The sequence below is a fragment of the Streptococcus sp. IsoGale022 genome (assembly GCF_031142805.1).
Classification (GTDB): domain Bacteria; phylum Bacillota; class Bacilli; order Lactobacillales; family Streptococcaceae; genus Streptococcus; species Streptococcus sanguinis_A.
The window spans coordinates 182278-197008 of the sequence record NZ_JAKZJI010000001.1 but is presented as its reverse complement, the minus strand read 5'-3'; the positions used below and the strand labels follow the sequence as shown (position 1 = coordinate 197008).

Below are 14731 nucleotides of genomic sequence, written 5' to 3'. Positions count from 1 at the left end.
CTGCTTTTAGCTTTATCTTGTAGCAGTCGTTAGGCAGAGACGAGACAAAAAGCCGCAAAAAGAGTATACTAATCTGTATAGAAATCGGTAAAGGAGCTCTCTTATGATTGAATTTAAAGATGTCACTAAAGTTTATGAAGGAACGGTAGCTCTCAATCAGCTGAATCTAACCTTGCAGAGCGGAGAAATCGTCGGTTTGATTGGTCACAATGGCGCGGGAAAATCTACCACCATTAAGTCCTTGGTCAGCGTCATCAATCCTAGTAGTGGACAGATTTTTGTAGATGGGAAAGAATTATCAGCTAATCGCTTGGAAGTCAAGAAAAAAATCGGCTATGTAGCTGATTCACCAGATTTATTTTTGCGCCTAACTGCCAATGAGTTCTGGGAACTGGTAGCGACTTCTTACGATATGACAAATGCTGAAGTCGAAGAGCGGTTGGGAAATCTGCTCCATCTTTTCGACTTTGGCTCTCATCGCTATGAGGTTATTGATTCATTCTCTCATGGGATGAGGCAAAAAGTCTTCGTCATAGCGGCACTTTTGTCTGATCCGGATATTTGGGTGCTGGATGAGCCGCTTACTGGTCTTGATCCGCAGGCAGCTTTTGACCTCAAGCAGATGATGCGCCAGCATGCAGATAAAGGAAATACAGTTCTCTTTTCAACCCACGTCTTGGAAGTTGCAGAGCAGCTCTGTGATAAGGTGGCTATTCTCAAAAAAGGGAAATTGATTTTCTATGGAACCATTGAAGAACTAAAAGGCCAACATCCAGAACAGTCTCTTGAAACCATTTATCTTGGTCTAGCAGGCCGCAGAGAAGAGGTGAGTCCTGATGCGCATTAAAGCTATAAAAAAAACTCGTTGATATCAACATCCTCTATGCTATTCAGCCGTCTCAGCTGCAACAGTACCGCAAGATGCAAGCTAAGAATCCTGAGCGCAAGGTCAATGTATCGCTGAAGGCCATCCGCATGTATCTGATTTTAGGACTGGTCTATCTCTTTCTTTTCGGCTTGATGGGCTCCCTGAACCAACTGGTTGGCAATCCGGGGCTCTTTGCCAATTTGGTTTCCGCTTTTGCTCTCTTTTCTATGTCTCAGGGCTTTCTGGTTTTTTACAATGTCTTTTATGAAAGCAAGGACTTGCAGTCTTATCGTCCCTATGCTTTTAGCGAAGCAGAAATCATCGTCGGCAAAAGCATTTCAGTTATTCTGACCTTGCTGATCGCCATTCTGCCTATGTTCAGTTATTTCTTGGTTCTGGCTTTTCAAGGTGGCAATCCTTTCTTGGCCCTGCCCTTGGCTCTGCTTGCTATTCTGATTTTAAGTTCGGTCATCACCTTTCTGATTTTGATTGCTGTGCATTTCATTACCAAGACAGCCTTTTTCAGAAAGTACAAGACTATCTTGTCCAATGTCATTCTGGCTCTTGTTTCCGTGGGCTCCTTTTTCCTCTATTTTATGATTAATCAAATGAACAGCAGAAGCGTCATAAATCGTACAGAGGTCAAAGCTTTCTTTCCGCCATTTAAAGCCTTTTATGATTTTATCCTTCATCCTTTTCATACAGCTTCCTTGCTGGGATTTTTAGGATGGGTGGCAGTTGCGGCTCTTCTATTTTTCATCGTAAAGACCAAGGTGATTCCAGAGTTTTATGAGGCAGCTCTCATGACTGGCTCTTCAGTAGGTAAGCGGGAGCGCGTGCATGACATCAATATTGCGGAAGCAAAAAATCTCAAAAAGTTTGTCTGGCGCTACAATATCAGGCTCTTGAGCGAGGGTTCTGTCATTATGCAGGCCATCTTTATGTCGGCCTTTCTCCCTTACATTGTCATTTTCAGTATGGGAATGGGGATGATACAAGGCGGCCTGTCTTTAACTCCTTATCTGGGACCTCGCTTTCTCTTGCCAATGATGGCTCTGGCTGTTTTGATTGCAACACTAAACTCAGGCGGCAGCAACCTTACAGCTATTGGGATTTCTTTGGAAAGGGAAAATTTTGATTATCTCAAGGTTCTCCCCTTTGATTTGAAGCAATATATTCATCTGAAGTTTTGGCAGCTCTTTGCCGTCCAGTCTATCCTGCCTCTGACCTTGCTTTTGATAACTAGCCTTGTTTCCGGTATGCATCCAGTGACTTTCTTGGGCATGGTGATTGTTTGGGCCTTAATTAGCCTAATGTGGAGTTCTTGGGGTTACTACCGAGACTACAAGCATCTTGTGACTAATTGGTCCAATGTCACAGAATTGATGAGCCGAGATAATAATATGGTGAAAACTCTCTTAGCCATCGCTCTGATTTTAGGAATGTTGATTGTCATTACTCTTCTCTTCTTTATATCCAATGTTCTTGCGCCTCTGGTAATTTATGTGATAGTCGCTCTAGTTTTAGCAGGCTTAGCTGTGTTGTCTTATATAGTCCACAAACACTACATGAAGAAGCTGAATGAAGAATTAGCAGTATTTTATTAAACAAGCATCAGAAAGTCGAAAGACTTTCTGATTTTTTTACTGAAAATCATCAAAATAACAGCTCTGTACATTTGCAGAGCTGTTATTTGTTTTTCTTTATTTTTTCTACATCCAGTGGCATGAAAGTCGCCATAACTCGACCGATTAGTTTAGGCTCTTCCTCATGCGGGATAAACTTATCACTGTATTTTTTATTAAGGGAAATTAGACGAATACCGGATGGATCGTTGAAGACTCTTTTTATAATGGTTTGACCGTCATAGTCGATAGCATAGATAGCGCCGGCAAGCTCGAAATGAGTCTGCTTGATTAGCGCTACGGAATCTCTTGGATACTTGGGCTCTAACGAGTCAGTTCGTACCCAAAGGGCAATATCGTAGTCAATTTCTCTGTCCAGCCAGACTAAATCAGCTTGTTCAGGCTTATGCTGAGAGAGATAGTAATTTTCATAGACCAAGTAGGGGAAGTAGTCGTCCTTTAAGCTAGCTTGTGTTTCTTGCTCAGTCAGGCTAGCTTCCAGTAGCTTTAATCCTTGCTCCTGTCTGTTTTGGTCAAGTTGTTGATAAATACGATTTAAATCGGGAAATTGTTGAGGGATGTCTGCAATTAATCGGTAACGAGGATCGATTTCTTCAATCTCTACCTCAAAAAAACTTGCAATCTTTTCTAGATTGGCTGCGATAGGCAGAGATGTCCCTTTGATATAGCCAGTCAGTGTACTAGCGGGAATGCCTGTTTCACGAGATAGCTCAACTTGTTTTTTACCTGTTTCCTTGAGAAGTTCTTTGAGCTTTTTAGAAATGAGAAGACTTGCTTCCTTATCTTGGGGGCTTGCGGCGCCTCTTCCTCTGGCCATAATATCAACTCCTTTACTTGGTTTTATTATAGCGAATTAAATCGAAAAAGTAAAGGATTAGGCTAAAATAATTGACCTAATCCTTTACTTTTTAGATACTGTATTAAATTTCGTAGCCCATTAAGATTCCGCCTTCCTCAGCGTAGAAGCTGCAGAGACCTGAAGTTGGTATTGTTTCGATTTGAGCTTGGGGATACTTTTCTTGTATCAGCTGACTAAATTGCTGGCAGAATTTTTCGTTATTGCGGTGAGCGATGATGAGTCGGCCACCTTTGTAACCAGCTTTGAGTAGCTCTTCGATTGCAGAAGCAAGAGCCTTTTTCGGGCCGCGTGCCTTTTGCAGAAGCTCTAGCGTGCCAGTCTGGCTAGCTTCACCGACCATACGGATATTGAGCAAGCCGACAACGGTTCCCAGAAGTTTGCTAAGTCGGCCGTTTTTGACCAAGTTATCTACTTTTGCTAGAACGAAGAGAAGTTTTGTTTTCTCATGATAGCGATTAATGACTTCAACAACTTCATCAAAGCTGAGATCTTGCTGGATGAGTTCATTGAGTTTAGTCACAAGCAAGTCCACCTCTCCGCCAGCAGAAAGACTATCAATGACATGAATCTGGGCATCAGGATGTTCTTCCAAAAAGATTTTCTTAGCAACCTGTGCACTATTATTACTACCAGATAGAGTGCCGGTGATGGTTACAACAAAAATCTTGTCTGCTCCCTCAAAGCTTTTGAGATAGTCATCTGGACTAGGGCAGGCTGACTTTGAAGCAGCAGAAGAAGCATACATCTTCTCCATCATTAGGTCAATATCAAGCTGCTTATCATCTACAAAAATCTCATTTTCCACTTGAATGGTTAAGGGAACACTTTCAAACTGGGTGTCTTTAGCCAAGTTTTTCATTTCACGAAAGTCACAGCCAGAGTCAGCTATAATTTTCCAAGTCATATTTTTCTCCTTTTTTGTCAAGTATGTACAATAAAAAAATTGACAAAAAACCTGTCTTTTTTTAAAATTATAACATGAAGAATGCTTACTAAAAAGCGGAAACTGTCAGCTGATACAAGAGGGAAGAAATTGTTATGTCGGAAAAGAAAATATCGGAAAAATCACTCGCGAATTTAAAGAAATACAATCAGGAATCCAATCAAATCACGAGAGAGTCTCTGGAAATTTCTCTCATGCAGCTGCTGGAGAAGAAAGAACTCAAAAAAATTACTATTTCAGAGCTGGTTGAGCGGGCAGGGGTTTCCCGTGCGGCATTTTACCGCAATTATAGCTCTAAAGAGCAGATTCTGGAAGAGATTTTTAAAAACACTGTTCAAGGTATTACGGATAAATTGGAAGAGTTTAACTTTAAAACTGAGATGTACCAGATCTGGCTTTTTCTTTTTAAAGAAGCCAAGAAAGAAGCTCGGGTTATCAGTCTAGCCATTGACTATAATTTTGAAAAGCTGCTTACTCAGGCCGTATTCGATTTTTTGGAAAAGCGTAATCGTAATCGCAATGCTAAGAAAATGACTAACTCTTACACGAATTCCTTCTGGAGTTCGGCAGTGGTTTCCGTTCTTTCCAAGTGGATTAAGGACGGGATGAAGGTTCCAGCTGAAAAAATAGCTTCTTTAGGCCTACCTCTTTTCCCACAGAAAAAGCAAATCAAATAAAAACAAGTGAGTCATTAGGGCTCGCTTGTTTTTAGGTTCTGTAAGAAGTCGGTTAGTTCTTTTTGATTTCTTAATTCGTAGAATTTCTGAGGAAAAGTTTGTCGGATTTTCTTATATCTTGCCAATGCGGTCTGACGTCGTCCTTTCCAAAGAACCCAGCAGATAAACTCCCAGTCAAACTTTTCGGGGCAGCCTGGAGCCATACTTTCTCTGGTCCGGTTGCGGTATTTTAGATAGCGTTTGAAAGCTCGATAGAGGCAGTTCCAGCGAGAGAAGTTCAGAAAGATAATTTGATCGGCTTCTGCCATCCGCCGTTCATAAAAACACCAAGAGTAGTTGCCATCAATGACCCAGTCGGTATTTTTTGATAAAAAATTATCCATCTGTTCACTCATCCAATCACGGTCACTATCCTTCCAGCCAGGTTGGAACTGCAATCTATCCATGTGAAGTTTGGGAATGGAGTAGTGGTGGGACAGTTGTGCTGCTAAAGTGGATTTGCCAGAACCGGAATAACCGATAATTGCTATTTTCATCTCTATCTCCTTTGTGTGAGAAACAAAAAAAGCTCCTGAGAGCTCCCTTTGTATGCATTATTTAGCAAGTTTAGCTGAAAGGCGTGCTTTATCGCGGCTTGCTTTGTTTTTGTGGATCAAACCTTTTGTTTCTGCTTTATCGATAGCTGAGCTAGCAGCACGGAAAAGTTCTTCAGATGGGTTTGCTTCAAATGCTTTGATTGCAGTACGCATAGCTGACTTTTGAGCTGAGTTTTTTTCGTTATGTTTCACGTTCAATTCAGCGCGTTTGATAGCTGATTTAATGTTTGCCAAGTTGTTTCACCTCCATTGAAAATACTAACTATCTAATTATATATGAAAAGTTAGGATTTGACAAGCTTTTTTATTTTTTTAAGTAAATTTCATCAATTTCATGATTTTCGGCTTTGTGCAGGATAATTTCTGCCCGATTGCGGGTTGGCTCAATGTAGTCTAGCAGGTTGACAAGGTTAATGCTTTTCCAGACATTATGGGCGAAAGCTACCACTTCCTCTTCTGCTTGAGTGGTGAAGCGGTGATAGTAGTTTTTGGGGTCGTTTTCAGCCAGCGTCAGCATTTTTTTAAAGCGATCTAGATACCAATTTTCAATATTTTCGACTTCAGCATCAACATAGATAGAAAAGTCAAAAAAATCTGTCATATATAGGCGCTCGTTCTGAGGGTTCTGGAAAACATTGATGCCTTCGACAATAACAAAGTCAGCAGCCTTTACCTCTTGCATTTTCTGAGGGACGATATCATAAGTTTCATGCGAGTAGACTGGAATTTGGAAATCCTGACCGTTTTTTATGCTGTCCAGAAAGGAAAGAAGCAGCTCCATATTATAGCTTTCTGGGAAACCCTTGCGGTTTAAAATGCCATGATCTTCCAAGGTTTTATTCGGAAATAAAAAACCATCTGTGGTAACTAGCTCGACTGTTGCATTTGAAAAAGTCCGAGAAAGAAGAATCTGCAGCAAACGGCTGGTGGTGGACTTTCCAACGGCCACACTGCCAGAAACTCCGATAATAAAAGGTTGTTTTCGGCTTTCCTTTTGTAGAAAAATCCCCTTGGAAAAAGCCAAGTCTTCCTTAGAACGTTTATAAATCTGAATGAGGTTAGTCAAGGGTAAATAAATGTCCGTAACGTCCTGCAGGCTAATCTTATCATTGAAACTCTTGATAGAGTTAAGTTCAGCCTGAGTCAGGGGCGGAGTTGTTTTGCGGTGCAGGTTTTGCCATGTATGGCGGCTGATTTTTTCAAAGTGAAGAAATTCGTTAGTCATAAGTTACTCCTGTATGATGGACTTTAGTATAACATACTTTTTGGAGAAATGAAAACGATTTACAATTCTAGGAAAATTATGATAAAATGGTTGTATGACTAAAATGTATTTTGCAGAAAATCCTGATGCCAAACATGATATTCATGAATTAAATGTGGAACTGTTAGGACAGCGGCTGACTTTTTTGACAGATGCTGGTGTTTTCAGTAAAAAAATGATTGATTATGGCAGTCGGGTTCTTTTGTCTGTCTTGGACTTTGAAGCTGGAGAACGGGTGCTGGATGTTGGCTGTGGTTATGGACCATTAGGTTTGACCTTAGCCAAAGTGTACGGAGTAGCTGCGACCATGGTAGATATCAACCAGCGGGCCTTGGAATTGGCTCAGAAGAATGCTGAGAGAAACCAGGTATCTGCTCATATCTTCCAGTCAAATGTTTATGAAAAGGTCAGTGGCTTTTTTGACCATGTTATCAGTAATCCGCCTATCCGTGCTGGTAAGCAAGTCGTGCACGAAGTCATCAGCGGAAGCTATGAGCATTTGACAGAAGGCGGTGATTTGACTCTTGTGATTCAGAAGAAGCAAGGAGCGCCCAGTGCCAAGTCGAAGATGGAAGCTATCTTCGGTAATTGTGAGATTGTTAAGAAGGACAAAGGCTACTATATCTTAAGGAGCGAAAAATAGGATGCGTGCTGTAGATATTATTCAAAAGAAAAGAGATGGTCTTGAGCTGACCAGTCAGGAAATCCAGTGGCTGATTGAGGGGTATGTGGACGGGACTGTGCCAGACTATCAGATGGCAGCCTTTGCGATGGCTGTCTATTTTAAAGGCATGACGACTCGGGAAATTTCGGATTTAACCATGACAATGGTTGGAACCGGTGAACAGTTTGACTTGTCAGAAATCTCGGGAATAAAAGTAGATAAACATTCTACTGGCGGTGTTGGTGATAAGGTAACTCTGGTCTTGGTTCCTGTGGTGGCTAGCTTTGGTGTGCCTGTTGCTAAAATGAGCGGCCGCGGTCTGGGTCATACTGGTGGAACCATTGATAAATTGGAATCCATTAAAGGATTTCAGGTAGAGCGCAGTCAGGAAGACTTTATCAAGCAGGTGCAGGAAATCGGCTTGTCCGTTATCGGTCAGTCTGATCAGTTGGTGCTAGCGGATAAGTTGCTCTATGCCTTGCGAGATGTAACAGCAACTGTTGATACGATTCCGCTGATAGCTAGCTCTGTTATGAGTAAGAAAATTGCTGCTGGTGCTGATAGCATCCTTCTGGATGTAACGGTCGGTGAAGGCGCCTTTATGAAAAATATTGATGACGCTCGTGTACTAGCACGTACTATGGTAGATTTGGGCAAGGCTGTCGGCAGAAAAACAGTCGCAGTTTTGACAGATATGAGTCAGCCTTTGGGAACCAGCATTGGCAATCGTCTTGAAATCTTGGAAGCCTTGGATATCTTGCAGGGCAGGGGTCGTGAAGACATCACAACTTTCATTTGTGAGTTGGCGCAAATTATGCTCGGACTTGCAGATGTTGAGAAAACGGTGGAAGAAGTGAGAGAACAGCTGACCAACGGTGCTGCTTTGAAGAAATTTGAAGCTATGGTCGTAGCTCAAGGTGGTGACTTGGAAGATCTCTATCGTCCATCAAGTGCAGCTCATATTGTAGATGTGAAAGCAGAACAGGCAGGTTATATCACTGAACTGCCTGCTATGGAATTCGGCCTCTTTGCCATGAGACTTGGAGCAGGACGGGCAGTTAAATCTGACGACTTAGATTATGAAACAGGAATTGTTTTCGGAAAGAAAGTCGGAGACAAGGTCGAAATTGGAGAAGTTTTCGCAAAAATTTATTCAAATGAAAAAATTTCTCAAGAACTAGTTACAGAATTTCAAAAAAATGTTAAAATAGGTGATGAAAGCGTTGCAGTAAGCGAGATTATCGAGGTTATTGCTTAATTCTAGGAGAAACCAACATGAAATTAAACAAATATATAGACCATACGCTTTTAAAACCAGAAGCGTCAGAAGAGCAGATTCTGAAGTTAATTGAAGAAGCAAAAGTTTATGATTTTGCCAGTATCTGTGTCAATCCAACCTGGATAGAGTTTGCTGCGGAGCAGCTAAAAGGCTCAGATGTCAAGGTTTGTGTGCCAATTGGTTTTCCTTTAGGAGCCAACACTTCCGATGTGAAAGCTTTTGAAACGAAGGACGCAATCCAAAAGGGTGCTGGCGAAGTGGATATGGTCATCAATGTCGGTGCTCTGAAATCTAAAGATTATGATTTGGTAGAGCGAGACATCCGTGCGGTTGTAGAAGCTGCTAACGGTACCTTGGTCAAGGTAATTCTGGAAACTTGCCTGCTGACAGATGAGGAGAAGGTTAAGGCCTGCCAATTAGCTCAGAAAGCTGGAGCTGATTTTGTTAAGACCTCTACAGGGTTTTCAACTGGCGGTGCGACAGTCGAAGATGTTGCCCTTATGAGAAAAACAGTTGGTCCTGACATGGGGGTCAAGGCTTCTGGCGGTGCTCGTTCTTATGAAGATGCGCTGGCCTTTATTGAAGCAGGTGCGACTCGTATCGGAACTTCAGCTGGTGTGGCGATTATGAAGGGAGAAGAAGCTAGTGGCGACTACTGAGTTGATTGACTTGGCTGTCCAAGCAAGCAAAAATGCTTATGTTCCCTATTCTCATTTCCCTATCGGATCGGTTTTAGTCGCTAAAGACGGACGGGTATTTACCGGCGTTAATGTTGAAAATGCCAGTTTTGGTCTGACCAACTGCGGAGAGCGGACAGCTATATTTAAGGCGGTTTCAGAAGGAGCTTTAGACTTCGAGGAGCTGATTGTCTATGGTGAGACGGAAAAACCTATATCGCCCTGTGGTGCCTGCCGCCAAGTAATGGCAGAATTTTTTGCTGAGGATTTAAAAGTGACCTTGGTCGCTAAAGATAAATCGACGGTCGTGATGACGGTCAAGGAATTACTTCCATATTCTTTTACAGATTTAACATAAGTCTGTTATCGGTCATCTGACCAAACTCAAACTTGCAACTGTGTTGCACATCTTAATTAGGAGGTTCAGAAATGAACAAAAAACAATGGCTAGGTCTTGGTCTAGTAACTGTCGCAGCATTCGGACTTGCTGCATGTGGAAACCGTGCTTCTCGCTCAGATTCTTCAAACGCGAAAACTGATTTGAAGGCTGCTATCGTAACTGATACTGGCGGTGTTGATGATAAGTCATTTAACCAGTCTGCATGGGAAGGTTTGCAAGCTTGGGGTAAAGAAAACGGTCTTTCTAAAGATAACGGCTTTACTTACTACCAGTCTAATGATGAGTCTCAATATGCGAATAACCTGAACCAAGCTGCTACGGATGGTTATAATTTAGTATATGGTATCGGATTTGCTCTTCGTGATGCGGTTGAATCTGCTGCTCAAGATAACAAAGACATCAATTATGTTATTGTTGATGATGTTATCAAAGGAAAAGAGAACGTTGCTTCAGCTATTTTTGCTGATAATGAAGCTGCTTACCTTGCTGGTGTTGCTGCTGCAAAAACTACTAAGACAAAACAAGTTGGTTTCATAGGTGGTATAGAAGGCGCAGTTATCACTCGTTTTGAAAAAGGCTTCGAAGCTGGTGTGAAATCAGTTGACCCGTCTATCAAGATTCAAGTAGACTATGCTGGCTCATTCGGTGATGCTGCTAAAGGTAAAACAATTGCTGCTGCTCAATATGCTGCAGGTGCAGATGTGGTTTACCAAGTTGCTGGTGGAACTGGTGCTGGAGTATTTAACGAAGCTAAGTCAATCAACGAAACAAGAAATGAAGATGAAAAAGTTTGGGTACTCGGTGTTGACCGTGACCAAACTGAAGAAGGTAAATACAAGTCTAAGGATGGTAAAGAGTCTAACTTTGTTTTAGCATCAAGCTTGAAACAAGTTGGTAAGACTGTCCAAGACATTGCTAACCAAACTGCTAAAGGTAAATTCCCAGGCGGTAAAACTACAACCTTCGGTCTGAAAGACGGTGGAGTTGACTTGACAACTACAAACCTGTCAGAAGATGCGAAAAAAGCCGTTGAAGAAGCGAAAGCAAAAATCCTTGACGGCAGCATCACTGTTCCTGACAAATAAAACAATTTAAGAGCGATCCGACCGTGTAGGGTCGCTTCTTTTTGAAATTGAGACGCCTTTGTGTCAATAGAATTTATTAGCACTGGCTGTGCTAGTAAATTTTATTGAAATAAAATGAAATTCTGGAAAGGAAAGAGCCATGACACATGAAAATGTCATTGAAATGCGAGAAATTACCAAGATTTTTGGTGAATTTGTGGCCAATGATAAAATCAATTTGGAACTCAGAAAAGGTGAAATTCACGCTCTTTTGGGAGAAAATGGTGCCGGCAAGTCAACCTTGATGAATATGCTGGCTGGCCTGCTTGAGCCGACCAGCGGTGAGATTGTAGTGAATGGAAAGTCAGTTAAACTGGACTCTCCATCAAAGGCGGCCTCACTTGGTATCGGGATGGTGCACCAGCACTTTATGCTTGTTGAAGCATTTACTGTTGCTGAAAATATCATCCTTGGAAGTGAAATCACAAAAAATGGTGTGTTGGACTTGAAAGGTGCCACTAAAGAAATTAAGGAACTTTCTGAGAAATACGGATTGGCAGTTGATCCATCTGCTAAGGTAGAAGATATCTCTGTCGGTGCCCAACAGCGGGTTGAGATTCTGAAAACTCTTTATCGTGGGGCGGACATTCTCATCTTTGACGAGCCGACAGCCGTTCTGACGCCAGCTGAGATCGATGAATTGATGAAAATCATGAAGAATCTCGTCAAAGAAGGAAAATCTATCATTCTTATCACTCACAAGTTGGATGAGATTCGGGCAGTTTCTGACCGCGTAACGGTTATTCGTCGCGGAAAATCCATTGAAACAGTTGAAATCGCTGGTGCAACTAACCAAGATCTGGCTGAAATGATGGTGGGACGGGCTGTTTCTTTCAAGACTGCGAAAGAGCCTGCTAATCCTCAAGAAACTATCTTGTCAATCAAAGATCTTGTTGTTGAAGAAAACCGTGGTGTTCCAGCTGTTAAGGGACTTTCTCTTGATGTCCGAGCTGGTGAGATTGTCGGGATTGCTGGGATTGACGGCAATGGTCAGACTGAGCTGATTCAGGCTATTACAGGTCTTAGAAAAGCTAGCTCTGGTGAGATTACAATTAAGAACCAGTCTATTATTGGTAAACAGCCGCGGCAGATAACTGAAATGAAAGTCAGCCACGTTCCTGAAGACCGCCACCGTGATGGTTTAGTCCTAGCAATGTCCATATCTGAAAATATTGCTCTACAGACTTACTATAAAGAACCGCTCAGTAAAAATGGAATCCTGAATTACGGTAACATTTATTCTTACGCACGCAAGTTGATGGATGAATTTGATGTTCGGGCGGCTAGTGAATATGTACCTGCTTCAGCTCTTTCAGGAGGAAACCAGCAGAAAGCTATCATTGCTCGGGAAATGGATCGCGATCCAGACCTTCTGATTGTCAGTCAGCCAACTCGCGGACTTGATGTGGGGGCGATTGAATACATTCATAAACGCTTGATTGAAGCACGGACTCAAGGCAAGGCTGTCCTAGTTGTTAGCTTTGAGCTAGACGAAATCCTCAATGTTTCTGATAAAATCGCCGTTATCCACGATGGTAAGATTCAGGGAATTGTAACTCCAGAGGAAACTAATAAGCAAGAGCTTGGTATTCTCATGGCTGGTGGTAAGATTCAGAAGGGAGCTTCAAATGTCTAAAAAAACACAACAGATTGCGGTTCCTTTAATCTCAGTTCTTCTAGGGATTTTATTGGGAGCGGTTGTAATGGCCATCTTTGGTTATGATGCTATCTGGGGGTATGAGTCCCTCTTTAAAACAGCTTTTGGTTCTTTGAGAAGTTTGGGTGAGATTTCTCGCGCGATGGGACCTCTGATTCTCATTGGTTTAGGCTTTGCTGTAGCCAGTCGTGCTGGATTCTTTAATGTTGGGCTTCCTGGTCAAGCCTTAGCTGGCTGGATTTTGGCTGGTTGGTTTGCACTTTCCTTCCCTGATTTACCTCGTCCTCTGATGTTATTGGCGACTGTAGTCATTGCAGCAGTGGCTGGTGGTATTGTTGGTGCTATTCCAGGGATTCTGCGTGCTTATCTGGGAACGAGTGAAGTTATCGTAACCATTATGATGAACTATATTGTTCTTTTTGTTGGAAATGCTCTTATTCATAGTTTCCCAGAATCTGTGATGCAGAGTGTTGACTCTAGTAAGCGTGTTAGTGCCAATGCGATTTATCAAACAGAGTGGTTGAGAAGTCTTACGTCTAACTCTCGGATGAATATCGGTATCTTCTTTGCCTTGATTGCAGTAGTGGTTATTTGGTATTTGCTTAAGAAAACAACGCTTGGTTTTGAAATTCGTGCTGTAGGCCTTAATCCAAATGCATCTGAATATGCAGGGATGTCATCTAAGCGTACTATTATCGTATCTATGATTATTTCAGGTGCTCTTGCAGGACTTGGAGGAGTAGTAGAAGGACTTGGAACTTATCAGAATGTCTTTGTTCAAGGAAGTTCCTTGAGTGTTGGTTTCAATGGTATGGCGGTAAGTCTTTTGGCAGCCAATTCTCCAATTGGAATCCTCTTTGCAGCCTTCCTCTTTGCGGTTCTGAGTGTTGGTGCTCCAGGTATGAACGTAGCTCAGATTCCAACAGAACTTGTAAACATCGTAACAGCTTCTATTATCTTCTTTGTCAGCGCCCACTATCTGATTGAGCGTATGACAGGTATGACTATCTTTGATTTCCTTAAAAATCGTCGCCAAGAAGCTAAAAAAGTGAAGGAGGGAAACTAGGATGAATATTGTAACGGTATTAAGTTTATTAGTATCATCTATGCTGATTTATGCGGCTCCCTTGATTTTCACAAGTATTGGCGGGGCTTACTCTGAACACGCTGGTGTGGTTAATGTCGGCTTGGAAGGAATCATGGTTATGGGGGCTTTTACAGGCGTTCTCTTTAACCTGACTTTCGAGAAGAGTTTTGGTAGTGCGACTCCGTGGCTTTCTTTGATTGCTGCTGGTTTGGTCGGAGTTGTCTTCTCTCTTATCCATGCTGTAGCAACTATTACTTTCCGCGCGGACCACGTTGTGAGTGGTACAGTGCTGAACTTGCTGGCTCCTGCCTTGGCAATTTTTCTTGTTAAAGCTATTTATAACAAGGGACAAACGGATAATATTCAGCGTTCATTCGGCAAGTTTAATTTCCCTGTCCTGTCTGATATTCCAGTCTTGGGAGATATTTTCTTCAAACATACAAGCTTGGTTGGTTATCTTGCCATTGCTTTCTCTTTCCTTGCTTGGTTTGTCATGTTTAAGACCAAATTCGGACTGCGTCTTCGCTCAGTCGGAGAGCATCCGCAGGCGGCAGATACCTTGGGAATCAATGTTTACCTCATGCGTTATTACGGTGTCATGATCTCTGGTCTGCTCGGTGGTATTGGAGGAGCTATTTATGCTCAGTCTATCTCTGTTAACTTTGCTGTGACAACTATCGTAGGTCCAGGATTTATCGCCTTGGCAGCTATGATTTTTGGTAAATGGAGTCCTATTGGTGCCATGTTGGCGAGTCTCTTCTTTGGAGCTTCCCAAAGTTTGGCGGTTATCGGGAACCAGTTGCCTTTGCTTTCAAGCGTTCCAACGGTTTATCTGCAGATTGCGCCATACGTCTTGACGATTGTAGTCCTTGCGGCATTCTTTGGTAAAGCTGTTGCTCCGAAAGCGGATGGTATCAACTATATCAAGTCTAAATAAACCTTTACACCGGTTCTTTGGAGCTGGTGTTTTTTGGTGTTTGAAAGAAGTTA

General features: G+C 42.2%; 15 protein-coding genes and 1 pseudogene. 11 read left to right on the top strand and 5 right to left on the bottom strand.

The window, feature by feature from the left end:
• Positions 1-103: 103 nt before the first annotated feature.
• Together RG608_RS00915 and RG608_RS00910 are read left to right on the top strand one after the other, a co-directional pair.
• Positions 104-847 (top strand): ABC transporter ATP-binding protein, encoded by a 744-nt coding sequence (locus RG608_RS00915; protein WP_002895673.1) that lies wholly within the window; start codon positions 104-106, stop codon positions 845-847.
• Positions 837-2475: pseudogene (locus tag RG608_RS00910) on the top strand (hypothetical protein). The gene RG608_RS00915 and the pseudogene RG608_RS00910 overlap by 11 nt, the downstream one beginning before the upstream one ends.
• Positions 2476-2557: 82 nt before the next feature.
• On the opposite strand, the gene RG608_RS00905 reads toward RG608_RS00910, so the two are convergent.
• Both RG608_RS00905 and RG608_RS00900 read right to left on the bottom strand, forming a co-directional pair.
• Complete coding sequence (locus RG608_RS00905) at positions 2558-3331, bottom strand: XRE family transcriptional regulator (protein ID WP_049539772.1); 774 nt, start codon at positions 3329-3331, stop codon at positions 2558-2560.
• 103 nt (positions 3332-3434) lie between these two features.
• Entirely contained in the window at positions 3435-4277 is an 843-nt protein-coding gene (locus RG608_RS00900) for a DegV family protein (RefSeq protein ID WP_308946423.1), read from the bottom strand.
• Positions 4278-4411: 134 nt separating this feature from the next.
• Here RG608_RS00900 and RG608_RS00895 point away from each other — a divergent pair, with 134 nt between their 5' ends.
• On the top strand, positions 4412-4993 hold the full coding sequence (locus RG608_RS00895) for a TetR/AcrR family transcriptional regulator (protein WP_308946422.1): 582 nt from the start codon (positions 4412-4414) through the stop codon (positions 4991-4993).
• Positions 4994-5007: 14 nt separating this feature from the next.
• Here RG608_RS00895 and RG608_RS00890 read toward each other — a convergent pair whose 3' ends face one another.
• The 3 genes from RG608_RS00890 to coaA all read right to left on the bottom strand — a co-directional run bounded on the left by RG608_RS00890 (position 5008) and on the right by coaA (position 6814).
• A complete protein-coding gene (locus tag RG608_RS00890; RefSeq protein ID WP_268686624.1) occupies positions 5008-5529 on the bottom strand; it encodes a DNA topology modulation protein in 522 nt (173 codons plus the stop codon).
• Positions 5530-5586: 57 nt separating this feature from the next.
• On the bottom strand, positions 5587-5823 hold the full coding sequence (gene rpsT, locus RG608_RS00885) for a 30S ribosomal protein S20 (RefSeq protein WP_002895661.1): 237 nt from the start codon (positions 5821-5823) through the stop codon (positions 5587-5589).
• A 70-nt stretch (positions 5824-5893) separates the two neighbouring features.
• Positions 5894-6814: a type I pantothenate kinase gene (gene coaA, locus RG608_RS00880; RefSeq protein WP_268686625.1), complete on the bottom strand. Its 921-nt coding sequence runs from the start codon at positions 6812-6814 to the stop codon at positions 5894-5896.
• A 94-nt stretch (positions 6815-6908) separates the two neighbouring features.
• Here coaA and RG608_RS00875 point away from each other — a divergent pair, with 94 nt between their 5' ends.
• The 8 genes from RG608_RS00875 (at position 6909) to RG608_RS00840 (ending at position 14678) form a co-directional block, all read left to right on the top strand.
• Complete coding sequence (locus tag RG608_RS00875) at positions 6909-7496, top strand: class I SAM-dependent methyltransferase (RefSeq protein WP_308946421.1); 588 nt, start codon at positions 6909-6911, stop codon at positions 7494-7496.
• Position 7497: 1 nt separating this feature from the next.
• Positions 7498-8775, top strand: a complete 1278-nt coding sequence (locus RG608_RS00870) for a pyrimidine-nucleoside phosphorylase (protein ID WP_268686627.1) — start codon at positions 7498-7500, stop codon at positions 8773-8775.
• A gap of 17 nt (positions 8776-8792) precedes the next feature.
• Complete coding sequence (gene deoC, locus RG608_RS00865; RefSeq protein ID WP_002897691.1) at positions 8793-9455, top strand: deoxyribose-phosphate aldolase; 663 nt, start codon at positions 8793-8795, stop codon at positions 9453-9455.
• On the top strand, positions 9442-9831 hold the full coding sequence (locus tag RG608_RS00860) for a cytidine deaminase (RefSeq protein ID WP_268686628.1): 390 nt from the start codon (positions 9442-9444) through the stop codon (positions 9829-9831). The genes deoC and RG608_RS00860 overlap by 14 nt, the downstream gene beginning before the upstream one ends.
• A 71-nt stretch (positions 9832-9902) precedes the next feature.
• Positions 9903-10958 (top strand): BMP family protein, encoded by a 1056-nt coding sequence (locus RG608_RS00855; RefSeq protein WP_268686629.1) that lies wholly within the window; start codon positions 9903-9905, stop codon positions 10956-10958.
• A gap of 139 nt (positions 10959-11097) precedes the next feature.
• Complete coding sequence (locus RG608_RS00850) at positions 11098-12633, top strand: ABC transporter ATP-binding protein (RefSeq protein WP_268686630.1); 1536 nt, start codon at positions 11098-11100, stop codon at positions 12631-12633.
• Positions 12626-13720 carry an ABC transporter permease gene (locus tag RG608_RS00845; protein WP_002915355.1) on the top strand — a complete coding sequence of 365 codons (1095 nt, stop codon included), beginning with the start codon at positions 12626-12628 and terminating at the stop codon, positions 13718-13720. The genes RG608_RS00850 and RG608_RS00845 overlap by 8 nt, the downstream gene beginning before the upstream one ends.
• A 1-nt stretch (position 13721) precedes the next feature.
• Positions 13722-14678 carry an ABC transporter permease gene (locus RG608_RS00840; RefSeq protein WP_125383179.1) on the top strand — a complete coding sequence of 319 codons (957 nt, stop codon included), beginning with the start codon at positions 13722-13724 and terminating at the stop codon, positions 14676-14678.
• Positions 14679-14731 lie beyond the last annotated feature (53 nt).